Annotated in this window: 21 protein-coding genes and 1 pseudogene; 13 read left to right on the plus strand and 9 right to left on the minus strand. The window is 71.1% G+C overall.

From position 1 onward, the window contains the following. Nucleotides 1-6 precede the first annotated feature (6 nt). Nucleotides 7-786, plus strand: a complete 780-nt coding sequence (locus ACZ5DS_RS23940) for an SDR family NAD(P)-dependent oxidoreductase (RefSeq protein ID WP_468241917.1) — start codon at nucleotides 7-9, stop codon at nucleotides 784-786. 72 nt (nucleotides 787-858) lie between these two features. Here the strand turns inward: ACZ5DS_RS23940 and ACZ5DS_RS23945 are convergent, their stop codons facing one another. Both ACZ5DS_RS23945 and ACZ5DS_RS23950 read right to left on the minus strand, forming a co-directional pair. Next, nucleotides 859-2,217, minus strand: coding sequence for a zf-HC2 domain-containing protein (locus ACZ5DS_RS23945; protein WP_468241920.1), 1,359 nt, complete (start codon nucleotides 2,215-2,217; stop codon nucleotides 859-861). Further along, on the minus strand, nucleotides 2,214-2,819 hold the full coding sequence (locus tag ACZ5DS_RS23950) for a sigma-70 family RNA polymerase sigma factor (RefSeq protein ID WP_468241921.1): 606 nt from the start codon (nucleotides 2,817-2,819) through the stop codon (nucleotides 2,214-2,216). Before ACZ5DS_RS23950 ends, ACZ5DS_RS23945 begins: the two co-directional genes overlap by 4 nt. Before the next feature lie 336 nt (nucleotides 2,820-3,155). Here ACZ5DS_RS23950 and ACZ5DS_RS23955 point away from each other — a divergent pair, with 336 nt between their 5' ends. Both ACZ5DS_RS23955 and ACZ5DS_RS23960 read left to right on the plus strand, forming a co-directional pair. Further along, nucleotides 3,156-3,545: an STAS domain-containing protein gene (locus ACZ5DS_RS23955; protein WP_468241922.1), complete on the plus strand. Its 390-nt coding sequence runs from the start codon at nucleotides 3,156-3,158 to the stop codon at nucleotides 3,543-3,545. A gap of 183 nt (nucleotides 3,546-3,728) precedes the next feature. Next, the gene (locus ACZ5DS_RS23960; protein WP_468241923.1) at nucleotides 3,729-4,241 is read left to right on the plus strand and encodes an EF-hand domain-containing protein; all 513 of its coding nucleotides are present in this window, start codon (nucleotides 3,729-3,731) and stop codon (nucleotides 4,239-4,241) included. A 53-nt stretch (nucleotides 4,242-4,294) separates the two neighbouring features. Here ACZ5DS_RS23960 and ACZ5DS_RS23965 read toward each other — a convergent pair whose 3' ends face one another. Then, nucleotides 4,295-4,504, minus strand: coding sequence for a hypothetical protein (locus tag ACZ5DS_RS23965; protein ID WP_468241925.1), 210 nt, complete (start codon nucleotides 4,502-4,504; stop codon nucleotides 4,295-4,297). Nucleotides 4,505-4,523: 19 nt separating this feature from the next. Further along, nucleotides 4,524-6,032 (minus strand): class I adenylate-forming enzyme family protein, encoded by a 1,509-nt coding sequence (locus tag ACZ5DS_RS23970; protein WP_468241926.1) that lies wholly within the window; start codon nucleotides 6,030-6,032, stop codon nucleotides 4,524-4,526. Between the two features lie 142 nt (nucleotides 6,033-6,174). On the opposite strand from ACZ5DS_RS23970, the gene ACZ5DS_RS23975 reads away from it, so the two are divergent. The 4 genes from ACZ5DS_RS23975 to ACZ5DS_RS23990 all read left to right on the plus strand — a co-directional run bounded on the left by ACZ5DS_RS23975 (nucleotide 6,175) and on the right by ACZ5DS_RS23990 (nucleotide 10,322). After that, nucleotides 6,175-7,368, plus strand: a complete 1,194-nt coding sequence (locus ACZ5DS_RS23975) for an amidohydrolase family protein (protein WP_468241928.1) — start codon at nucleotides 6,175-6,177, stop codon at nucleotides 7,366-7,368. Next, nucleotides 7,368-8,501 carry an acyl-CoA dehydrogenase gene (locus tag ACZ5DS_RS23980; protein ID WP_468241930.1) on the plus strand — a complete coding sequence of 378 codons (1,134 nt, stop codon included), beginning with the start codon at nucleotides 7,368-7,370 and terminating at the stop codon, nucleotides 8,499-8,501. Before ACZ5DS_RS23975 ends, ACZ5DS_RS23980 begins: the two co-directional genes overlap by 1 nt. Nucleotides 8,502-8,503: 2 nt before the next feature. Continuing rightward, a complete protein-coding gene (locus tag ACZ5DS_RS23985) occupies nucleotides 8,504-9,373 on the plus strand; it encodes an acyl-CoA dehydrogenase family protein (RefSeq protein ID WP_468241932.1) in 870 nt (289 codons plus the stop codon). Between the two features lie 484 nt (nucleotides 9,374-9,857). After that, the gene (locus ACZ5DS_RS23990; protein WP_468242182.1) at nucleotides 9,858-10,322 is read left to right on the plus strand and encodes an ATP-binding protein; all 465 of its coding nucleotides are present in this window, start codon (nucleotides 9,858-9,860) and stop codon (nucleotides 10,320-10,322) included. Nucleotides 10,323-10,558: 236 nt separating this feature from the next. Here ACZ5DS_RS23990 and ACZ5DS_RS23995 read toward each other — a convergent pair whose 3' ends face one another. After that, nucleotides 10,559-11,485, minus strand: a complete 927-nt coding sequence (locus ACZ5DS_RS23995; RefSeq protein ID WP_468241933.1) for a cyclase family protein — start codon at nucleotides 11,483-11,485, stop codon at nucleotides 10,559-10,561. A gap of 86 nt (nucleotides 11,486-11,571) precedes the next feature. Between ACZ5DS_RS23995 and ACZ5DS_RS24000 the strand changes: the two genes are divergently transcribed. The 3 genes from ACZ5DS_RS24000 to ACZ5DS_RS24010 are packed head-to-tail and all read left to right on the plus strand — an operon-like array spanning nucleotide 11,572 to nucleotide 14,714. Then, nucleotides 11,572-12,483 (plus strand): SDR family NAD(P)-dependent oxidoreductase, encoded by a 912-nt coding sequence (locus ACZ5DS_RS24000; protein ID WP_468241934.1) that lies wholly within the window; start codon nucleotides 11,572-11,574, stop codon nucleotides 12,481-12,483. Nucleotides 12,484-12,516: 33 nt separating this feature from the next. Next, complete coding sequence (locus ACZ5DS_RS24005) at nucleotides 12,517-13,665, plus strand: acyl-CoA dehydrogenase family protein (RefSeq protein ID WP_468241936.1); 1,149 nt, start codon at nucleotides 12,517-12,519, stop codon at nucleotides 13,663-13,665. Continuing rightward, on the plus strand, nucleotides 13,665-14,714 hold the full coding sequence (locus ACZ5DS_RS24010) for a Zn-dependent alcohol dehydrogenase (RefSeq protein ID WP_468241938.1): 1,050 nt from the start codon (nucleotides 13,665-13,667) through the stop codon (nucleotides 14,712-14,714). Before ACZ5DS_RS24005 ends, ACZ5DS_RS24010 begins: the two co-directional genes overlap by 1 nt. Nucleotides 14,715-14,810: 96 nt before the next feature. Here ACZ5DS_RS24010 and ACZ5DS_RS24015 read toward each other — a convergent pair whose 3' ends face one another. Then, nucleotides 14,811-15,812, minus strand: a complete 1,002-nt coding sequence (locus tag ACZ5DS_RS24015; protein WP_468241940.1) for a GlxA family transcriptional regulator — start codon at nucleotides 15,810-15,812, stop codon at nucleotides 14,811-14,813. A 71-nt stretch (nucleotides 15,813-15,883) separates the two neighbouring features. Between ACZ5DS_RS24015 and ACZ5DS_RS24020 the strand changes: the two genes are divergently transcribed. Next, nucleotides 15,884-17,185 carry an MFS transporter gene (locus ACZ5DS_RS24020; RefSeq protein ID WP_468241942.1) on the plus strand — a complete coding sequence of 434 codons (1,302 nt, stop codon included), beginning with the start codon at nucleotides 15,884-15,886 and terminating at the stop codon, nucleotides 17,183-17,185. 366 nt (nucleotides 17,186-17,551) lie between these two features. On the opposite strand, the gene ACZ5DS_RS24025 is transcribed toward ACZ5DS_RS24020, so the two are convergent. Together ACZ5DS_RS24025 and ACZ5DS_RS24030 are read right to left on the minus strand one after the other, a co-directional pair. Beyond that, the gene (locus ACZ5DS_RS24025) at nucleotides 17,552-17,947 is read right to left on the minus strand and encodes a DUF6415 family natural product biosynthesis protein (RefSeq protein WP_468241944.1); all 396 of its coding nucleotides are present in this window, start codon (nucleotides 17,945-17,947) and stop codon (nucleotides 17,552-17,554) included. 133 nt (nucleotides 17,948-18,080) lie between these two features. Continuing rightward, on the minus strand, nucleotides 18,081-18,800 hold the full coding sequence (locus ACZ5DS_RS24030; RefSeq protein WP_468241947.1) for a GntR family transcriptional regulator: 720 nt from the start codon (nucleotides 18,798-18,800) through the stop codon (nucleotides 18,081-18,083). A 55-nt stretch (nucleotides 18,801-18,855) separates the two neighbouring features. Here ACZ5DS_RS24030 and ACZ5DS_RS24035 point away from each other — a divergent pair, with 55 nt between their 5' ends. Both ACZ5DS_RS24035 and ACZ5DS_RS24040 read left to right on the plus strand, forming a co-directional pair. Next, complete coding sequence (locus ACZ5DS_RS24035; protein WP_468241949.1) at nucleotides 18,856-19,671, plus strand: class I SAM-dependent methyltransferase; 816 nt, start codon at nucleotides 18,856-18,858, stop codon at nucleotides 19,669-19,671. 96 nt (nucleotides 19,672-19,767) lie between these two features. Further along, nucleotides 19,768-20,361 carry a GNAT family N-acetyltransferase gene (locus tag ACZ5DS_RS24040; RefSeq protein ID WP_468241951.1) on the plus strand — a complete coding sequence of 198 codons (594 nt, stop codon included), beginning with the start codon at nucleotides 19,768-19,770 and terminating at the stop codon, nucleotides 20,359-20,361. Nucleotides 20,362-20,391: 30 nt separating this feature from the next. On the opposite strand, the pseudogene ACZ5DS_RS24045 reads toward ACZ5DS_RS24040, so the two are convergent. Further along, nucleotides 20,392-21,241, minus strand: a pseudogene (locus tag ACZ5DS_RS24045) (transposase). Nucleotides 21,242-21,304: the final 63 nt, after the last annotated feature.

Genomic DNA, 21,304 nt, shown 5'->3' on the forward strand with positions numbered 1-21,304 from the left:
GCCCGCATGACTGCGCAGGCGTACCTCTCCCAACTGTTCTCGCTGGACGGCCGAGTCGCGGTGGTGACCGGCGGAAGCTCCGGCATCGGCCGGGCCGTCACCGGGGCGCTGGCGCGCGCCGGCGCGAGCGTGGTGGTCGTGGCGCGCAAGGAGTCGCAGCTGGCCGCCACGGTCGACGAGCTGACGGCCGAGGGCTGCCGGGCGGCCTGGGTCAGCGCCGACCTGAGCACCCGCGACGGCGTGCGCGCGGCGGCCGAGCAGGCTGCCGGGGTGTTCGGGGAGCCGGACATCCTCGTCAACTGCGCCGGGGTCAACCTGCGGCCGCCGATGGGCGAGCTGGGCGAGGACGTGTGGGACGCCACCATGGCGCTGAACCTGGAGGCGCCCTTCCTGCTGGGGCAGAGGTTCGGTCCCGGCATGGCCGAGCGGGGCTTCGGCCGGATCATCCACATCACCTCCCAGCAGGCCCACCGGGCCTTCGTGCACAGCGGCGCCTACGGCGTCTCCAAGGGCGCACTGGAGTCACTGGCCCGCTCCCAGGCCGAGGCCTGGTCGCCGTACGGCGTCACCTGCAACACCCTCGTGCCGGGCTTCGTGATGACACCGCTCAACGCACGGCTGTCCTCCGACCCCGAGAAGGTGGCGGCACTGGCCGCCCGCACACTGATCGGCCGCAACGGACTGGCGGAGGACTTCGCGGGCGCGGCGGTGTTCCTGGCGAGCGGGGCCTCCGGCTATGTCACGGGGCAGTCGATCTTCGTGGACGGCGGGTTCTCGGTGCACTGAGCCGGGGGCTGCCCGGGTCGGGTGACTGCGGGCCGATGTGGCTGGGCGTGCCCCCGTCCGTAGCCGCCAGGCTCACATCCGGCTGAGCCCGGCGGCAGCGAACAGCACATCCCTGATCGCCTCCCGGTCACCCACCCGCCCCGCCGCGGCCTCCTCCGGCGGCACATGGCCCGCGGCCAGTCTGCAGAACTCCACGCCGTCCAGGGCGACATGGGCCACCTCGAACTCGGCGGAGCCCACCGCCGCCGGCGAGTCCAGCGGGATCAGCCACTCGCCACCGGCGGCGCCCTCGATCTCCAGCCGCAGACTCCGCCCCGGCGCCCCCGCCGGCACCAGATGCGGGGTCCGCCCCGGCGCGGACAGCCCGGCTCGGCGCCGCTCGGCCAGCGCGGCCGGCAGCATCCGGGCGGCGAGGTCGATCATCTTGTTCAAGTGCCGGGGCGCGGGCGGCTCGTAGGGATAGTCCACCGCCTCCGCGATGTCCTCCGCATGCACCCAGCACTCGAACGCGCGGTCCAGCATCGCGTCGTGCAACGGCAGCGCGAAGTCGCCGTACGACACCGTGAGCCCGCCCGCGGTGCCGCCCGTGAAGGACACCGTCCGCACCAGGCTGTGGCTCTGCTCCCGCCACGGCCCCCGCACCGATCGCGTCGGAGGGAAGTGGGACGTCCGCCAGAACGCCTCGGTCCGTGCGGCCGGCCCTGCCACGCCCTGCTCGCCCGACCCGTCCTTGTCGACGACCTCGGCCAGCGGATCCTCCAGGCCGAGCGCCGTCGCCACCAGCCCGTCCACCGACAGCAGATGCGCGATCACGCCGGCCACGGTGGTACGACGACTCGTCGGTGCGTCCGAATCGAACCAGCGCAGCCGCACCGGCGCATGCCACTCGGCGTCCCCGAAGTCCTGGAGCAGCGCGTCCAGGCGCGCGGTCTCGGCGTCGTACGGAGCCGCCCACTCGGGCACCGGGATGCGCGGCGGCCGGCGGTCCAGGCAGCTCTCCAGGACGCGGGTGCGCAGGGCGGGGTCCAGGTCCAGGGTCTCGGGCTGGTGCAGCAGGCCGACCGCCTCGCGCAGCCGCAGCGCCTCGTCCGCGCAGGAGCCGCAGGTGCCGAGATGCTCCTCCACCGCGGCCGTCTCGGCCGCCGAGCAGGCGGCCAGGGCCCAGGCGCCGAGGAGCGACTTCAGGACGTCGTGCGGCAGGTCGAGCGGCACGGGTGCGAGGTCCCCCAGGTCGGCGAGGTCGGGCAGCGGCAGCCCGCTGTCCTCGACGGAGGCGCGGGGCAGCGGTATCCGCGGCGACCGGTCGGGTCCGGCACCGCCGGCACCCGGCGGCACATCACCGGCACCGGAGCCGGTTCCCTGAGCGCCCCCGCCCTGGTGTTCGTCCCCCTCGTGACCGTCGTGCGCCTCGAACCCTCCCGTGCCGCTCACACCGCACCCCCGTATCCCGGCGGTGTGCCGATGTCATGGGCGGTGGACAGCAGTTGCAGGCCGAGGCGGAGCCGACGGCGGGCCTCGTCCTCGGTCACGCCGAGGTCGACGGCGGTCTGGCGGTAGTCACGGCGCTGGAAATAGGCCAGTTCCAGCGCGGCACGCAGTGGGGCGGGCATCGAGTGGACGATGTAGTCGGCGCGGGCGGCGACCGAGGCGCGGCGCACCTTGGTCTCCAGGCTCTCCAGCACCTCGCCCTCCAGGATCTCCGGCTCCTCGGCGGAGCCGCCCTCGCCCCGGGTGAGCGCGGCGGTCTCGGTGGCGCGCAGCCGCTGCACGGCCAGCCGGTGGGTCACCGCGGCGACCCAGGAGCGCAGCGGACCCTGCCGGGGATCGTAGGTGTCGGGATGCTCCCAGAGGTGGGCGAAGACCTCGCGGGTCACACCGTCCGCGGCCCGCTCGTCGCCGAGGACGCGGTGGGCGAGGCTGTGCACGAGGGAGGCGAACCGGTCGTACAGCTCGCCGAGCGCGGCCGCCTCGCCGCGCGCGAGCCGTTGCTGCATCTTGCGGTCCCACCGGGGCGGTACGTCCTTCTGCGCCATGCTGCCCCTCCCCTCGCCCTCGGCCGGCCCGTCCAGCGTCTTGGCCCTGTCCTCTCGAATGTAGTCGGCACGTCTGACCGTGCACGCCCCTTTGTGTCAATGTGCGCCCCCCGAGGCGCCGCAGGTGATAGTGCCCTCTTCACACGATCTTCACGCAAGGGGTGTCCATCTCCGATCGAACAGGATCGATAGTGACTGAAACAAGCCCCATGTTGATCGCGCGCGGTTTGTTCTCCGAAGTTTCAGGGAACCGCCGCTGGGCAGCCGCGCGGAGAGAAACGTAGGAACTGCTTCCGTTTCCGGGCGGTTCCCGGGAGATCCGGCGAGCGGAGGGGCGTGGCCGTGGCGTTCAAGGTGACCAGCACCGAACAGGGTGCACAGGGCGAGTGGGCCGTGCTCCGGGTGTCCGGGGAACTGGACCTCATGACCTCGCCGGTGCTGCGCCAGCGCGTGCACGACGTGGTGGCCGAGGGTCACCACGGCCTGATCCTCGACCTCTCCGAGGTCTTCTTCTGCGACTCCAGCGGGGTCGGCGTCCTGGTCGCCGCCCGCCGGCTGATCCGCTCCTGCCAGGGCCGGCTGCGGCTGATCCTGCCGGACCGGGGCGCGGACGACGGCTCGCACGTCAACCGGGTCCTCGGCGCGCTCGGCGTCCGCCGCCTCTTCGACATACGTCCCGACGTCGAGTCCGCCACCGCCGACGAGGCGGGTCCCCTGTCGGCCTGAACGCCACCGTGATCGGCGTCAGTACTGCCCTACCGCCCTACCGCCGTGCCATCGCCACAAGGTTGTTCCAGAATTCCCCCGGTCTTGGCACAACCACCCCTTTTCCGTCACGCCGCCGCCTCCCACGACGTACGCTCCCTGCCAGATCGACCTCCACGTCAACGTAAGGCGGCCCGAACAGACATGGTCAGCACCGAGTACGAGCGCAGGATCGCCGCCCGGTTCGCCACCTTCGACCAGGACGGCAACGGCTACATCGACCGCGAGGACTTCAACGCGGCGGCCAAGGCGCTGCTCGCCGAGTTCGCCGTCCCTGCCCGTTCCGACAAGGGTCAGGCGCTGTACGCCGGTGCGGAGGCCTTCTGGCAGGGCATGGCGGGCATCGCGGACCGGGACGGGGACCAGCGCATCACCCGCGAGGAGTTCGTCACTGGCGCGGTCAAGCGCCTGCGCGACAACCCCGACCGCTTCGGCGAGATCGCCCGCCCCTTCCTGCACGCGGCCCTGGCGGTGGCGGACCCGGACGAGGACGGCCACGCCACCGTCCCCGACACCGCCCGTGTCCTCAGGGTCTTCCACGTCCCGGACGAGATCGCCCGGGCGACCGCCGCCGCACTCGACACGGACGGCGACGGCAGGATCGGCGAGGCGGAGATCGTCCCGGCGTTCGCGCGCTACTTCACCGTTCCCGAGTAGCTGCGGGCGCTGACCACGCACGCCTCGCCGCCGAGCCGGACGCGTACCCCTCTCTACGGCTCCGAGAGGACGGCGGAAGCGTCCCGGCTCAGTGTGCCGAGTCCGGCCAGGGCCTCGGCGACCTCGAATCCGGTCTCCAGCTGTCGCCACAGCTCGTGCAGCGCGGCCGATACGCCGCCGCCCGTGAACCGCCGCAGCGCGATGTCCAGATCCCTCAGCCGGCCGTCCGCAAGCCGGGAACCGTGGCCGGCGAGGGCAGGCAAAGGCTGTTGCTCACGACCGTCAGGGAACCGGCCGCGAAAACCGCTCCCGCAGCTTGTACTTGAGCACCTTCCGCAAGGTCTCGTTACGCGGAAGGGCCTCCACGACCTCCAGCCGCTCCGGCAGTTTGTGGACGGACAGGCCTTCCGTGCGCAGGTAGGAGACAACGTCTGTCAGCGTCAACTCACCGGCGCCCGGCGCCTGTTCGATCACCGCGCAGACCAGCTCCCCGCGGTCCGGGTCCGGCAGGCCGATCACGGCCACATCCCCCACCGCCGGATGGGCGGCGAGGAGGTCCTCGATCTCCTTGGCCGAGATGTTCTCGCCCTTGCGGATGATCACGTCCTTCAGCCGGCCGGTGAGGACCAGGTGGCCGGAGTCCGTCACGTGCCCGAGGTCGCCCGTGCGCAGGAAGCCCTCCGGGTCGAAGGCGGCCGCCGTCTGGGCGGGGTCGAGATAGCCCTGGCACACCGCCTCCCCGCGCAGCCGTACCTCGCCGTCGACGATCCGGATCTCCATCCCCTGCGGCGGGCGTCCCTCGGTCGTCGCGAGGTTCTCCGGCGTGTCCTCCGGGTCCCCCATGGTGATCATCGGTACCTCGGTCATGCCGTAGCCGTGGGTGAGCTGGACGCCCATCTCGCGTACGACCGAGTGGTAGACCTCCGGGGGTTTCGGGGCTCCGCCGCCCGCCAGCAGCCGCAGCGAAGGGATGACCTTCACGCCCGGCTGCTTGCGCTGTTCGGCCAGGAACATCGAGTAGAACGCCGTGGAGCCGCCCGCCACCGTCACCCCGTGCCGCCGGTACCCCTCCAGCGCGTCCGGCAGCGCGAACTGCTCGAACATCACCGCCGGGAAGCCGTAGAGCAGCAGCATCACCGTGTAGTCGGGGCCGGCTATGTGCGCGTACGGGAACGCCATCGAGCCCACGTCCTCGGGGGTGAGGCGCAGTGCGTGGGCGAGGCAGGAGCCGCCCGCTATCAGGGAGCGGTCGGTGTGCAGGACTCCCTTGGGGTCGGAGGTGGTCCCCGAGGTCCAGTAGATCCAGCGGACCGAGGTGCCCTCGGCGGGGGGAGCGGGGAGGGCGGACGGGTCGCCCTCGGGCAGGGTGTCGTACGCCTCGAAGACGCCCTTCGCGCCGAGGCGGCGGGCCATCTCCGTGTGGTCGTGGCCGCGCCAGACGCCCGGTACGGCGAAGAACTCGGCCTTGGACTCGCGCAGCGCGAAGCCCACCTCCCGGTCCCGGTAGAACGGGATGACCGGGGACTGCACGGCGCCCAGGCGGGCCAGCGCGAAGGAGAGCAGGGCCGTTTCGATGCGGGTGGGCAGCTGCCAGGCGACCACCGTGCCGGGGCGTACCCCCATGTCGTACAGGCCGGCCGCGACCCGCTCGGCCCGCGCGCGCAGCTCGCCGAAGGTCAGCCGGCGGTCGTCCTGGAGCAGGACGGGCCGGTCGGGGGTGAGGCGGGCCCGGCGGTCCACCAGCTCCCACAGGGTGTGCGAGAGGCCCAGGGCGTGTGCGGTGTCGTTCACTTCGACCCCCTGCTAGCTGACGGTATGTCAGATTCGGAGCAGAGCGTAGGGCGGTGTGCCTTGTCGGTCCAGGGGTGTGCGGCTAGCCTGCTGGAGAAGGTGAATCTGACGGTCCATCAGATCAGTAGCAGGTGGGGGATCCATGACCGAACTGCCCCGCATCATCAGCGTCGACGACCACGTGATCGAGCCCGCCCACCTCTTCGAGACCTGGCTCCCGGCGAAGTACCGGGACCGGGGGCCCAAGCCGCTGACCGCCGGGATCGGAGAGCTGGCGTACGTCGGCGGGAAGTACCAGATCACCATGGACCCGGAGGGCCAGCCGACGGACTGGTGGATCTACGAGGACCTGAAGTTCCCGTACAAGCGCAACATCGCCGCCGTCGGCTTCGACCGGGACGAGATGACCCTGGAGGGGATCACCCGGGAGCAGATGCGGCGTGGCTGCTGGGATCCCAAGGCGCGGCTCGCGGACATGGACCTCAACCACGTCGAGGCCAGCCTCTGCTTCCCGACCTTCCCGCGCTTCTGTGGGCAGACCTTCGCCGAGGCGCACGACAAGGAGGTCGCCCTTGCCTGTGTGCGCGCCTACAACGACTGGATGGTGGAGGAGTGGTGCGGGGACAGCGGGGGACGGCTGATCCCGTTGTGTCTCATTCCGTTGTGGGATGTGGAGCTGGCCGTCGCAGAGATCCGGCGCAACGCCGCGCGCGGGGTGCGCGCCGTGACCTTCTCCGAGATCCCCACCTACCTCGGGCTGCCGTCCATCCACTCCGGGTACTGGGACCCGTTCTTCGCGGTGTGCCAGGAGACGGGGACGGTGGTCAACATGCACATCGGCAGCAGCTCGCAGATGCCCGCCGCCTCCCCGGACGCGCCGCCCGCCGTCCAGGCCTCGCTCAGCTTCAACAATGCGATGGCCTCGATGATGGACTACCTGTTCAGCGGGGTGCTGGTGAAGTTCCCCGTCCTCAAACTCGCCTACTCCGAAGGGCAGATGGGCTGGATCCCGTACGCCCTGGAGCGCGCCGACGACGTGTGGGAGGAGCACCGCGCCTGGGGCGGGGTGCGGGACCTGATCCCGGAGCCGCCGTCGACGTACTACTACCGGCAGATCTTCTGCTGCTTCTTCCGCGACAAGCACGGGGTCGCCTCCCTGGACGTCGTCGGCCGCGACAACGCCACCTTCGAGACCGACTACCCGCACGTCGACTCGACCTTCCCGCACACCAAGGAGGTCGCCCTCGACCATGTGAAGGGGCTGGACGACGAGACCGTGTACAAGCTGATGCGCGGCAACGCCATCCGCATGCTCGACCTGGACCTCGATCGGTGATGGACCTCTCCTACACACCGGAAGAGGAGGAGTTCCGGGCCCGGCTGCGGGAGTGGCTCGGCAAGGCGCTGCCCACCCTCCCTGCCAAGCCGTCCCCGGACGACTGGCCGGGCCGGCGCGCGTACGACCTCGGCTGGCAGCGGATGCTGTACGACGCCGGGTACGCCGACGTCCACTGGGACGGATCACCGAGCGTTCGCCTGATCTTCCTGGAGGAGACGGAGAAGGCGGGTGCGCCCTATGTGGGGGCCAACTTCGTCGGGCTGCTGCACGCCGGTCCGACCATCGCCGCCGAGGGGACCGCCGAGCAGCGGGCGCGCTGGCTGCCGCCGATCCTGCGCGGGGACGAGGTGTGGTGCCAGGGGTTCAGTGAGCCGGAGGCGGGCTCCGATCTCGCCGCGCTGCGCACGCGCGCGCGGAGGGACGGCGACGACTACGTGGTGAGCGGGTCCAAGATCTGGACCTCGCACGCCGAGGTCGCCGACTGGTGCGAGCTGCTGGTCCGCACGGACCCGGCGGCGCCCAAGCACCAGGGCATCACCTGGCTGGCCATGCCCATGGACGCAGACGGCATCACCGTACGGCCGCTGCGCACGCTCGCCGGGTCGGCGGAGTTCGCCGAGGTGTTCCTGGACGAGGTACGGGTGCCGGTCGCCAACCGGGTGGGCGCGGAGAACGACGGCTGGCGCGTGACCATGGTGACGCTGTCCTTCGAGCGCGGTACCGCCTTCGTCGGCGAAATCGTCGCCTGCCGCCGGGTGCTGGGCGAACTCGCCCGCACGGCACGGGAGAACGGCCGCTGGGACGACCCGGAACTGCGCCGGCGGCTCGGGCGGCTCCATGCCGAGTTCCGGGCGCTGTGGCGGCTGACCCAGTGGAACGTGAGCGAGGCGGAGGCGAGCGGCGGGTTCCCGGGCGTCGGGGGTTCGGTTTTCAAACTGAGCTACTCGCACGCCCGTCAGGAGCTGTACGACACCGCCGCCGAGGTGCTCGGCCCGGACAGCCTGGATCTGGACCGGCCCTGGGTCCTGGACCGGCTCTCCTCGCTGTCGTACACCATCGCCGCCGGCACCTCCCAGATCCAGCGCAACATCGTCGCCGAGCGCATCCTCGGCCTGCCGAAGGGACGGTGACCGTGCGCTTCCGACTCACCGAGGAGCAACGGGCGTTGCGGGCCGGGGTACGGCAGCTGCTGGAGCGCCGGTTCGGCGCCGACGCGCTGCGGGCGGCCGTGGCCCGGCCCGGGCGGCTGGACCGGGAGCTGTGGCGGGAGCTGGGGGCCGCGGGCCTGTTCGCGCTGCGGCTGCCGGAGGCGGCGGGCGGGGTCGGACTGGGGCTGCCGGAAGCGGTGTTGGTCTTCGAGGAGACCGGCCGCGCGCTGCTGCCCGGGCCCGTGCTGGCCACCCACCTCGCCGCCGGGTCCGTACCCGGGGCGGCCGCCGGGGAGGCCGTGGTGGCCCGGGTGGACGGCTCGCTCGCGGAGTGGCTGGACGCGGCGGACGCCGTGGACGGGGACGCCTCCGGGGCCGTACCCCTGCGCTCGGTTGACCCTCTGACGCCCCTGCACCGTGTTCCCGGCGCCGACGGCGCACCGGACCCGGTGGCCGTGCTCCTCACGGCCGCCGAGCAGCTCGGCACGGCCACGCGCGCGTGCGAGCTGGCCGCGCAACACGCCCGGACGCGTGAGCAGTTCGGGCAGCCGATCGGGGCCTTCCAGGCCGTCAAACACCTGTGCGCCGACCTGCTGGTGCGCGCCGAGACGGCCCGCGCCGCGGTCTACGCGGCCGCCGTGACCGCCGACCCCGCCGACATCGCCGCGGCCCGGCTGCTCGCCGACGAGGCCGCCGTCCGCGGGGCCCGGGACTGCCTCCAGGTGCACGGCGGCATGGGCTTCACCTGGGAGGCGGAAGTCCATCTGCATCTCAAACGGGCCTGGGTGCGGGCCCAACGTGGCGGTGGGAGCACGGAGAGTGAGGAAGCGTTGGCCGCTGATCTGGTGGCCTGATCGTTCGGCGGTGCGCTGTGCTGGTCCGCCGGGAAACCGTTGGCCCAGGATGTCGCGGATCGTGGCGTACCGGAATCACGGAGCGTTGATACCGGGTTGTGTCCTTCGCGTGACTCGTCACATCCCGGAGTCGGGCGCCTGCTCCGGTACCTTGTGTGGGATGCGAGTGGCTGCGAGCGCGAGCCGTGCCGGTATTGCCCCTGGGGTGATGCCGGAGTCGGCCTGTTCGACTGCCTGTGATGAGCGTCGCACAGTATCCCGCACGAGTACTCCTTCGCGCTGGAATATGCCCGAAGCGCTTGTTGGGGTGACTGTACGTCAACCATGCTGTCTCGCACGGGAGTCACGGTCCGTGACCCTTGTGCTGGCCGTTGTTCTGGCCATGCAGAGAATGGCTACGATCGTGGCCCTCGTCGCGGTGTGCGCGTGGCGCGAGGTCATGCGTCCGCCGGTTCGGATGGTGTGAGCGGTGCAGGTACTTCAGGTGCAGCTGGAAGTCCGGCCCGACCCCGCGGAGGTGGGGCGAGCCCGGAGGTGGGCCCGTTCGCGCCTGGCCGGGTCCGGTATAGAGGCCGACGAGCCGCTCGCCGAGACGCTGATCCTGCTCGTCTCGGAACTGGTCACCAACGCTGTGGTGCACACCGGTTGTCCGGCCGTGCTGCGGCTGTCCCTGCCCTCGGACACGGTCGAATCCTCCACCGTACGGCTCGAGGTGGCCGACACCAGCTCCTGTGCGCCCGTTCGGCGCTGCCCGGGTGGTGAGGCCACCGGCGGCCGCGGTCTGGCGCTCGTCGACTGCCTCGCCGACCGCTGGGGCTGGAGACCGGAGGGCTCCGGCAAGAGCATCTGGTGCGAGCTCGACCGCTGCTCGCAGCCCGGGGAGGGCGCAGCGATGGCGTACGGGGGCGGACGGTCCGCGTACGAGGATCTCGCCTTCGAAGCGGTGTAGGCCCCGCCGGGACGGTGCGCCGGGGATGCACCCGTGCGCGGTCATGATGAATCGGGCGTACGTAATAAATCGCTGAACCGGTGTTGACGGCTTGTGACCGTTTGAACACGCTTGTGGGCGACGATTCGCCGCGAGGGGACGGCGAGGGCGCGGATGACGGCGGTCCTCGTCGAGTGTGGGTCGCACCGGGTGGCGGCGCGAGGTCGAGTACAGGGGGGCGCGCCGCCAACCCGACTTCACAGGACCGCGATCGGAGCCACGGGCGTCCCCGTCGCGCCGACGAACGGCTCCGGCATCGCCGAGAGCAGGAACGTGTACCGCCCTTCTTCTCCACAGGCTGTGGACAACTCCTCGAGATTCCAGTTCTGCCCCTGGAGCATCCCCATCTCCACCAGGTCCAGCGCGTGCACGGGCAGCCATAGATTGTCGATCTCGGGCGGAAATATCTCAAACGTGAGCGTGTCGTTGGCGACCGCGGCGACATCGCGCGCGTGGAACCACTCCGGGCAGCGCACCGAGAGCCCCGGCGACGGATAGCCGTACCCGTGCTTGTCCCCGGCGAGATACACCTGCACCTGCCCGGTCCGTACGAGCACGATGTCCCCGGCACGCACGCGCGTCCCCGCGAGTTCCTCGGCCGCCTCCAGGTCCTCCGGCGTGACCGCGTGGCCGCCCGCCAGCCGGTCCGCGCCACGCGCGCGTGCCACGTCCAGCAGCACCCCGCGCGAGACGATGTGCCGCGCCTTGTCGATGCCGCTGAACTCCGCGCCGCCGTGCGCGGTGACCGTGTGCGCCGGGCGGCCGTTGTAGAGCTTCCCGGAGTGCGAGACATGGGTCAGCGCGTCCCAGTGGGTGCCGGCCTGCAGCCCCATGGTCACCGCGTCGTCGCTGCACGCCACCGTGCCCGGCCCGAACAGCTCCTGGTTGATCTGCACCATGGCGTGCAGCGGGTTGACCCGCCCCGGGATCATCCCGGTCTGCACGCCGTCCTGTCGGAGGGGGAGGGCGAGGGGGACGCGCCGGCCCGTGCGGACGCAGGCGGCGGCCTCGCGGACGACCTCGTCGGTGATCAGGTTCAGGGTGCCGATCTCGTCGTCCGCCCCCCAACGCCCCCAGTTGCTCACGCGCTTGGCGATCTCATGGAATTCGGCGGGCAGTGACATCAGATGCCTCCCCGGGGCTTGTGTCCACGCATCTGGCGGGCCATAAAATCTAACGGTCCGTCAGAAACCGCGGGAAGGGGCCGGGCGTGGGGAACTTCTTGGCAGGCAAGGTGGTCGCCGTGACGGGCGCCGGACGGGGCATCGGGCGCGCGGTCGCGTGTGCGGCTGCCGCCGAGGGAGCGAAGGTCGTCGTCAATGACTTCGGCGTCTCCGTGGACGGCTCCTCGCCCACCAGCGAGGTCGCCGAGGCCGTCGTCAAGGAGATCGAGGCGGCTGGGGGCGAGGCGATCGCTGTGGCCGACGACATCTCCACCATGGCGGGTGGGCAGCGGGTCGTGGACGCGGCGGTGACGTCGTACGGCCGTATCGACGGAGTCGTCTGCGTGGCCGGGATCCTGCGCGAGCGCATGCTGTTCAACATGTCCGAGGAGGAGTGGGACCCGGTGGTCGCCACCCACCTCAAGGGCACCTTCACCGTCTTCCGGGCCGCCTCGGCGGTGATGCGGAAGCAGCGGACGGGGACCTTGATCGGGTTCACCAGCGGCAACCATCAGGGCTCCGTGTCGCAGGCCAACTACAGCGCGGCGAAGGGCGGGATCATCTCACTGGTGCGGAGTGCCGCGCTCGGCCTGAGCAAGTACGGGGTGACGGCGAACGCGGTGGCGCCGGTCGCTCGTACGCGGATGTCGGCGAACGTCCCCATGGCGCTGACGGAGATCGGGGAGCCGGAGGATGTGGCCGCGCTGGTGGTGTACCTGCTGTCCCACTCCGCGAAGGAGCAGGGGGTGACGGGGCAGGTGTACACCGTCGCCGGGTCGAAGATCGCGGTGTGGGCGCAGCCACGTGAACTCCGTGCCGTGTATGGCGAGGGGGCCTGGACGCCGGAGCGGATCGCGGAGGTTCTGCCGGGGTCGGTGGGGGTGGATCCGATGCCGATGCTGGCGCAGGTGCAGGCGATGGAACGTGCCGCTGCGCGGGGCGAGCGTCCCAACGCCTGAGTCGGAGCGCATCCGGCGTCAAAAGGAGACCCTGTGGACTTTGCATTCACCGCCGAGGACGCCGCCTTCCGTGCCGAGGCCCGTGCGTGGCTGGCCGCGCATGCCCACCGCGCCGTAGACCGGCGTACTTGGGAGAAGGCCCTCGGTGAGGCCGGCTGGATCGGCATCGGTTGGGCCGAGGGCGGGTACGGGAACCGGACTGCCACGCTCACCCAGCAGGTCGCCTGGGCCGAGGAGTACGCGCGGTCGGCCGCGCCCCCGCGCTCGGGGCACATCGGGGAGAACCTGCTCGCGCCCACCCTCATCGCCCATGGCACGGACCAGCAGAAGAGTCGTTTCCTGCCGCCCGTCGCGAGGGGCGAGGAGATGTGGTGTCAGGGATACAGCGAACCGGGCGCCGGGTCCGACCTGGCCGGGGTGCGTACGGCGGCGGTGCGGGACGGGGAGTACTACCGGATCACGGGGCAGAAGATCTGGACCTCCCTCGCCCACGAGGCCGACTGGTGCTTCGTGTTGGCCCGGACCGATTCAGCGTCCCGCCGCCATCGCGGGCTCAGTTTTCTGCTGGTGCCCATGGATCAGCCGGGGCGTATCGAGGTGCGGCCCATCCGGCAGATGACCGGGACGAGCGATTTCAACGAGGTGTTCTTCGACGGGGCACGCGCGCGGGTGGAGCATCTCGTCGGGGGAGAGGGGCAGGGCTGGCAGGTGGCGATGAGCCTGCTGGGGTTCGAGCGGGGGGTGTCGACCGTCGCTCAACAGGTGGGGTTCGCCGAGGAGTTGGGGCGGGTGATCCGGACCGCGGTGGGCAGCGGTGCCGTCGACGACCCGGTCGTGCGCGCGCGGCTCGTGCGGCAGTGGGCCGAGCTGCGCACCATGCGCTGGAACGCCCTGCGCACCCTCGGCGGCTCCGGCGACGCGGGCGCGCCCAGCGTGGCCAAGCTGCTGTGGGCGAACTGGCACCAGCGGTTGGGCGAGCTGGCCGTCCAGGTCCGGGGCGGGGCCGCCGCCGCGGGGCCCGTGGACTGGTCGCCGTCGGCGCCGTACGAACTCGACCCCGAACAGCACCTGTTCCTCTTCTCCCGGGCCGACACCATCTACGGCGGCTCGGACCAGGTCCAGCGCACGATCATCGCCGAGCGGGTGCTCGGCCTGCCGAGAGAGCCGAAGGGGGTCGTGTGATGCGTGGTGTGGTGTTCGACGGCCATCAGGTCCAGGTGGTGGACGACCTGGAGGTGAGGGACCCGGGGGCCGGCGAGGTGCTGGTGGCGATCTCGGCGGCGGGCCTGTGCCACAGCGACCTGTCGGTGGTGGACGGCACCATCCCCTTCCCGGTCCCGGTGGTGCTCGGCCACGAGGGAGCCGGAGTGGTGGAGGCGGTCGGCGCGGGCGTCACCCATGTCGCCCCCGGCGACCATGTGGCCCTGTCCACGCTCGCCAACTGCGGCGCGTGCCCGGAGTGCGACCGGGGGCGGCCGACGATGTGCCGGCGGGCCATCGGGCGGCCGGGGAAGCCGTTCACGCGGGGCGAGCGGCTCGTCCACCAGTTCGCCTCCAACTCGGCGTTCGCGGAACGTACGGTCGTCAAGGCCGTGCAGGCGGTGCGGATCCCGAAGGACATCCCGCTGCCGTCGGCCGCGCTGATCGGCTGCGGGGTGCTGACCGGCGTGGGGGCTGTGCTGAACCGGGCCCGGGTGGACCGCGGGGACAGCGTGGTCGTCATCGGTACGGGCGGCATCGGTCTGAACGTCATCCAGGGCGCGCGGATCGCGGGCGCGCTCAGGATCGTGGCGGTGGACGCGAATCCGGCGAAGGAGGCGACGGCGCGGCAGTTCGGCGCGACGGACTTCCTGACCTCCACGGAGGGCGTGCGGGACATCCTGCCGAACGGCGCGGACCACGCCTTCGAGTGCGTGGGCCGGGTCGAGCTGATCCGCCAGGCCGTCGACCTCCTCGACCGGCACGGCCAGGCGATCCTGCTCGGGGTCCCCGCGGCGACGGCCGAGGCGTCCTTCCTGGTCTCCTCCCTGTACCTGGACAAGTCCGTCCTCGGCTGCCGCTACGGCTCCTCGCGCCCCCAGCGGGACATCCCCCTGTACGCCGACCTGTACCGCCAGGGCCGGCTGCTCCTGGACGAGTTGGTGACGGCGACCTATCCGGTGGAGGACTTCGAGAAGGCCCGGGCCGAGGCGGAGGCGGGGCGGGTGGCGCGGGCGGTGCTGACGTTCTGAGGCGGGGCGGGGGTCCAGAGCCGGTGCCTGGGTCTCCGCAGCCGGTGTCCGGGTCTCCGCAGCCGGTGCCCGGTGTCCCCTGCGGGCGCCGGCTGTCTAGACCGACCCGTCGACCCGCGCCCGGAACGTCCGCCGGTATGCCGTCGGCGTCACCCCCAGCGCCTGCTGCAGGTGCTGGCGCATCGACTGGGCCGTGCCGAAGCCGGCGTCACGGGCCACCTGGTCGACGGAGAGGTCGGTGGACTCCAGGAGGTGGCGGGCGCGTTCGACGCGCTGCTGGGTGAGCCACTGGCCGGGGCTGATGCCGACCTCCTCGCGGAAGCGGCGGGTGAAGGTGCGGACCGACATGGCCTCCTGCTCGGCCAGGTCCCGCAGCTGGATCGGCTCGTGCAGGCGGCCGAGGGCCCAGGCGCGGGCCGCGGTGGTCGTGGCGAGCTGGGGGTCGGGGACGGGGCGGTGGATGTACTGGGCCTGGCCGCCGTCGCGGTGGGGCGGGACGACCGTGCGGCGGGCCACCTCGTTGGCGACGGCCGTGCCGTGGTCGCGGCGCACCATGTGCAGGCACAGGTCGATCCCGGCGGCCACCCCGGCCGAGGTCAGCACGTCACCGTCGTCGATGAACAGCACGTCCGCGTCCACCTTGATCCGCGGGAACATGCGCTGGAAGCGGTCGGCGTCCGCCCAGTGGGTGGTCGCCGGGCGGCCGTCGAGGCGGCCCGCGGCGGCGAGGACGTACACGCCGGTGCAGATGGAGGCGAGGCGGGTGCCGGGGCGGATGCGGGCGAACGCGGCGGACAGCTCGTCGGTCAGCCTGCCCTCCTCGTAGACCGGGCCGAGTTCGTACGACGCCGGGACGATCACCGTGTCTGCCGTCTCCAGGGCCTCGGGGCCGTGCGGGACCTGCACCGCGAAGTCGGCGTCCGTCTCGACCGGGCCGGGCGGCCGGACCGAGCACGTCACCACCTCGTACAGGTGCCGCCCCTCGGCATCCTTCGGGCGCCCGAAGATCCGGTGCGGGATGCCCAGCTCGAAGGGGAGCAGGCCGTCCAGCGCGAGGACGGCGATCCGGTGCGGGCGGAAGCCCTGTCCGACAGTCATGGCCCGATCCTAACGAATGCTGACCTTCGGGCCACTCGATACACGGGACCGGACACAGGACCCTCGATGACGTGACTCAGACAAGTGAAGCCGCAGCCCCGGTCCAGGCCCCGCCCACCCGGAGGAAACGCATCCACCGCGCCTGGTTCGTGGCCGCCGTCACCTTCGTCACGATCATCGGCGCGGCCGCCTTCCGCTCCCTGCCCGGCCTGCTCATCGACCCCCTGCACCAGGACTTCGGCTGGTCGCGCGGCACGATCGGCGCGGCCGTCTCGATCAACCTCGCGCTCTACGGCCTCACCGCGCCCTTCGCCGCCGCGCTGATGGACCGCTTCGGCATCCGCCGGGTGGTCGCCGTCGCGCTGACGGTGATCGCGCTCGGCTCCGGCCTGACCGTGTGGATGACGGCGGCCTGGCAGCTGCTGCTGTGCTGGGGGCTGCTGGTCGGCCTCGGCTCGGGCTCGATGGCCCTCGCCTTCGCCGCCACGGTCACCAACCGGTGGTTCACCGAGCGGCGCGGGCTGGTCAGCGGCATCCTCACCGCCGCCTCCGCCTCCGGCCAGCTGATCTTCCTGCCGCTGCTGTCCTGGATGGTCGAGTCCTACGACTGGCGCCCGGCCGCCGTGACGGTCGCCCTCGCCGCGCTCGCCGTAGTGCCCTTCGTCTGGATACTGCTGCGCGACCACCCGGCCGACGTGGGCCTGAAGCCGTACGGCGCGCAGGAGTTCGTACCGAAGCCCGCGCCGGTCACCGGAGCCGCCCGCCGCACTCTCACGGTCCTCTCCTCCGCCGTGCGCACCGGCCCGTTCTGGCTGCTCGCCGGCACCTTCGCGATCTGCGGCGCGTCCACCAACGGCCTGATCCAGACCCACTTCGTGCCCGCCGCCCACGACCACGGCATGCCCGTCACGGCGGCGGCCTCGCTGCTCGCGGTCATCGGTGTGTTCGACGTCGTCGGCACGATCGCCTCCGGCTGGTTCACCGACCGCTTCGAACCGCGCCGCCTGCTCGCCGTCTACTACGCCCTGCGCGGCATCTCGCTCCTCTTCCTCCCCATGCTGCTGGGGCCGTCCGTGCACCCCCCGATGATCTTCTTCATCATCTTCTACGGCCTCGACTGGGTCGCCACCGTCCCGCCCACGCTGGCCCTGTGCCGGGAGCAGTACGGCGAGGACAGCGCCATCGTCTTCGGCTGGGTCCTCGCCTCGCACCAGGTCGGCGCGGCCCTCGTCGCCTTCCTCGGCGGCGTCGCCCGCGACGTCTTCGGCACCTACGACATGGTCTGGTACGCATCCGGCACCCTGTGCGCGGCGGCGGCGTTGATGGCGCTGGTGATCAGGCGCGCTCCGGCGCGTGTGGGCGCACTATCCTGAACGCACCTATACGAAAGCAGCACGGGCCGTCGCCGCAGCACGCTGGTGGGTTGCACTCGGCCGCCGTGCCCCGCAGCCGTTCGTCGACGTCGAAGCCCCTGGGCGCGAATCCGGTCGACCGTGCTGGTCATCAGGGCGTGGTGCGTGCCTTGCTGTTGGGCCGGTGGTGGAGGAAGTAGCCGAAGGTTTGAGTGCCCTTCCCGGCAGCTCGACCTGTCGAAGGGCGGGCTGGGAACGGGATCGGGCGCCCCTTCCGCCCGGAGGGTGCGATCCTCTGGCGGAAGGGGTGTTCTTGGCGGTGCGGCCCTGACCCGCGGACTGGGCCGGTTACGACCGTCACGTACACGAGTAGGCCGACGGTCGTCTTCACGGTGTGGCCTTATCGAGGTTCTCGTAGTGGTCGCACAGCGCGCTCAGGACGCGGGCCAGGCGGCGGGCGTGGCCGATGGCGCCGCCGTACCTGCGGGTCGGCTCGGCGCGGAGCCGCTCCTGGGCCTCGCCCAGGCAGGCGAGCGCGCAGTACCTCGGGATGCTGTCCTTCGGCAGCCTGTGGGCCGCGGCCTCGACTTCGGGCATCAGGAGGTCCAAGTGCCCGCGCAACTGGAGGGCGAGCGCGCCGAGTTCGGCGGGGGCCGGCGGCAGCGCCTCCGGAGTGGCGTCCGGGTCCAGCAGCCAGAGCACGGTCTCGCGCATCGTGGCGAGGTCCGGCGGGGCGTCTCGGAACTGCTTCGCCGCGCCTAGCGCTGGGGTTGTAGTTTGCATGTGTCGGCGCTCCTTCTCAGGTTTGAGGCCGCACGGGAACCGGATGGCACGACTGCACTACGTTGAGAAGAGATTGGACCGGTGGACCGGTCCAGTCAAGCTGTACCGAAAAGATAAGGGAGCACCAGTTCGCTTACTGCATGGGGTATTTGTCGATCTGTTCGAAAGCGTGTGACGCCGTCACGCCCTCTTCGCACACAAGCGGCTTGCGGTTCTGATCGAAGGCCGTGTGCAGCACGACTGCCACGGCTGTCGGCTGCTGCACGTGCAGAAGATGCGCTTCTTCGTCCGTGGCCAGGCGTACGGTGGTGACGTCGACTCCCTCTGCCGGGGACCGGCCGGTCTGGCGACGCACATAGTGTGTGGTGCCCTCCGCGATCGGCCCCTTCATCGACAGCCGCGGCGCAGCGTCAGCGACCGGCAGCGGGAACCAGGCCGTCACGAGGCTGTGCGGCGCTCCGTCGTCCAGTAGCACCAGCCGTACGCGGCGCAGCGCCTCCTCGGTGGATTCGAGTCCCAGAGCATCGGCGATGTGAGCAGGCGGCACGGTACGGTCGGGGACGCCGAGGCGTCGGTAGGGGGCGCCGCCGGACAGGCGAGTGGAACCCGCGCGGCGCCCGCCCGCCGGTCGGGCGATCGGAGTCTCCACGACCGTGAAGCCGGAGCCTTGGCGGGCCGCTACCAGGCCGTCGTTGCGTAGTACGTCATAGGCCTTGACGACAGTGGCCCGCGAGACAGCCCACTGCTCGGCGAGGTCGCGGCCTGAAGGCAACAGGTCGCCTGGGCCGAATTCGCTGTTCGCGATCCGGGTGCGCAGATCTTCGGCGATCTGCTCGTACTTCAGCAGCGGCATGGTGCGCACTTCCGATTACTGGACTGGTCCACCGGTGAGCCCCAGAATGCTCCGTATGAGGAGCCTTGAGGTAGCGCCGGAGATCATTAGGTTCTACAGCGAGACCATCGACGAGGCGGACCGGTTGACCGCCACTGCCGATGGCTGTCTGGAGATGGTACGCACGCAGGAACTACTGCGCCGATACCTCCCCGGACCGCCCGCCAGGATTCTCGACGTCGGTGGCGGGCCCGGTGCTCATGCCCGATGGCTGGTCGAGGACGGGTACGCCGTACACCTCGTCGACCCGGTTCCCCGCCACATGGAGCAGGCCGAGCAGACCGGAGCTTCCGTCGAACTGGGCGACGCCCGGAGGCTGACCGCACAGGACGCCTCGTACGACGTGGTCCTCGTACTGGGGCCCCTGTATCACCTGATCGACCGCGCCGACCGGGACCAGGCGCTCGCCGAGGCCTACAGGGTGCTCAAGCCGGGAGGGCTTCTGGCGGCGGCCGGGATCAACCGGTACGCCTCCCTCTTCGAACACACCGCCTTCGCGCACCTCCACAAGGAGTCGATGCGGAAGAACATCGGCGGCATCCTGGCCACGCAGGTCCACGACGGGAAGAAGGCGTTCACCGCGGCGTACTTCCACAGCGGTCAGCAGCTGCGCGACGAGGTGGCCGCGGCGAGGTTCGGCGATGCCCAGGTGTACGGCATCGAGGGCCCGGCCTGGTCGCTCCTGGCGGCGACCGAACGGCACACGGGCCAATCGCTCATCGGCTCACCCTTGTTCGAGTCGGCGCTGACCGCGGCCCGCCTGGCCGAGCCGTACCCGGAGCTGCTCGCGGCGAGCTCCCACCTGCTGGCGATCGGCCGCCGACCTGCGTGATGCGCTCTCACCATGCCGTCCCGAAGCCAAAGGTGACTCGGTCGTGTGGCGGATAACAGGAGGACGCCGGCCGGGATGGCCGGACACAATGCGGTCATGGTTGATCACGTTCGAGGTGCTCCGAGCCCCGACTTCCTCAGCAAGCCCACGCTGGCCGGGGAACGGGTGCTGCTCCGGCCGATCACGGCGGACGACGTGACCGCGCTGATGCCGATGTTCCGGGACGCGGAGGCATCACGGCTGACCGGTAGCCATGGCCACGGCGAGCCTGACGAACCGCGGATACGCGCCTGGTACGGCACGCGTCGGGATCAGGACGACCGGCTGGACCTTGCCGTGGTCGACCGGGCGACGGGGGACGTCATCGGCGAGGTGGTGCTCAACGAGTGGGACCCGGGCAACGAAAGCTGCAGCTTCCGCATCTGCTTCGTGCCCGGGACCTACGGGCAGGGCCTGGGGACGGAGGCGACCCGGCTGATCGTCGGTTACGGCTTCGAGAAGCTGCGTCTGCACCGCATCTCGCTGGAGGTCTACGCCTTCAATCCGCGAGCCCGCCGCGTGTACGAGAAGGTGGGGTTCGTCCCCGAGGGCGTACTGCGCGACGCACTGCTGTGGGAGGGCGAGCGGGTGGACGCGACGGTGATGTCAATACTGGCGCCGGAGTGGTTCCAGCACCGTGGGCGGCCGTAAGAGCGTCCGTCAGTAGGTGGTGAGCTGGGGCTATCGGAGGCGGGGGCTGGCCGGGCGGGTGTCCCAGCGGTGGGTGTACCAGGCCCGCCGGATGAGGCTACGCACGTGATGATTGCTGTGGCGAGGGCGAGGTAGAACTCGGTGCAGATCCCGCGACGTTCGTGTTGCGCCGGAGCTTGCCGAAGTTGTTCATCCACGAGTTCGTGCGCTCCACAACCCAGTGGCCGTCGGTCTGGATCGGGGTCTTGGTGCCACGCTTGGTGATCTTGGCAGTGATGCCGCGCTCAGCCAGCTCCGTGTAGACCGGCTGGTAGTCATAGCCGGCGTCCACGCTCAGCTTCGGGTCTTCGGGAACGTGCTCCAGCTCGTGGGCCAGGGCGGCGAACTCGTCGAGGGTTTCGGGCACGAGGGTGTGGCCAGGCACGTTGGCCCCGGCCGGGACGGTGACCACCGGTATCCCGTAGCCGTCGGTCAGCTGGGACCGCTTCTGCCCCTGCTTGCCCCGGTCCACCGGGGGCCTTCCGGAACACTCGCCCCCGGAGGGTGACTTGGTGATACAGCCGTCGGCGGCCAGTTCCTCCAGCTCCAGCCCGACCATCCGGCCGTAGGCGGCGAGCACCGTCCGGGCCAGGGCGGCGCCCGCCCCGGCCTCGATCCACTCGTCGCGGCGCCGCCGGATCGTGGTCGCCGAGCACGCCTCGTCGGCGACGCGCTCATAGCCCATCCCGGATACCAGGGCGAGCACGATCCGGTCGAAGACGACCCCGTCCGGGATACGCGGATTGTGACAGCCCAGGGGGTGGGTGTCCTCACGACCGGGCAGCGACGCGAGGAACTCCTCACGGACCGGGCCGATGATGGACGCAGGCACGACGGGCACAAACCTCTCCCCCGGGATCACAGAGCGTATACAACTCCATGATCACCAGGAGACGCCCGTCGT

The organism is Streptomyces sp. NPDC031100, from assembly GCF_055570785.1.

What these genes read in the sequence shown, in the direction of transcription:
- ACZ5DS_RS23975 (WP_468241928.1), top strand. Translation starts at nt 6,175, where the DNA reads ATGACCGAACTGCCCCGCATCATCAGCGTCGACGACCACGTGATCGAG.
- ACZ5DS_RS24040 (WP_468241951.1), top strand. Translation starts at nt 19,768, where the DNA reads ATGGTTGATCACGTTCGAGGTGCTCCGAGCCCCGACTTCCTCAGCAAG.
- ACZ5DS_RS23960 (WP_468241923.1), top strand. Translation starts at nt 3,729, where the DNA reads ATGGTCAGCACCGAGTACGAGCGCAGGATCGCCGCCCGGTTCGCCACC.
- ACZ5DS_RS23995 (WP_468241933.1), bottom strand. Translation starts at nt 11,485, where the DNA reads ATGTCACTGCCCGCCGAATTCCATGAGATCGCCAAGCGCGTGAGCAAC.
- ACZ5DS_RS24030 (WP_468241947.1), bottom strand. Translation starts at nt 18,800, where the DNA reads ATGCCGCTGCTGAAGTACGAGCAGATCGCCGAAGATCTGCGCACCCGG.
- ACZ5DS_RS24025 (WP_468241944.1), bottom strand. Translation starts at nt 17,947, where the DNA reads ATGCAAACTACAACCCCAGCGCTAGGCGCGGCGAAGCAGTTCCGAGAC.
- ACZ5DS_RS24015 (WP_468241940.1), bottom strand. Translation starts at nt 15,812, where the DNA reads ATGACTGTCGGACAGGGCTTCCGCCCGCACCGGATCGCCGTCCTCGCG.
- ACZ5DS_RS23950 (WP_468241921.1), bottom strand. Translation starts at nt 2,819, where the DNA reads ATGGCGCAGAAGGACGTACCGCCCCGGTGGGACCGCAAGATGCAGCAA.
- ACZ5DS_RS23940 (WP_468241917.1), top strand. Translation starts at nt 7, where the DNA reads ATGACTGCGCAGGCGTACCTCTCCCAACTGTTCTCGCTGGACGGCCGA.
- ACZ5DS_RS23980 (WP_468241930.1), top strand. Translation starts at nt 7,368, where the DNA reads ATGGACCTCTCCTACACACCGGAAGAGGAGGAGTTCCGGGCCCGGCTG.
- ACZ5DS_RS24010 (WP_468241938.1), top strand. Translation starts at nt 13,665, where the DNA reads ATGCGTGGTGTGGTGTTCGACGGCCATCAGGTCCAGGTGGTGGACGAC.
- ACZ5DS_RS24035 (WP_468241949.1), top strand. Translation starts at nt 18,856, where the DNA reads ATGAGGAGCCTTGAGGTAGCGCCGGAGATCATTAGGTTCTACAGCGAG.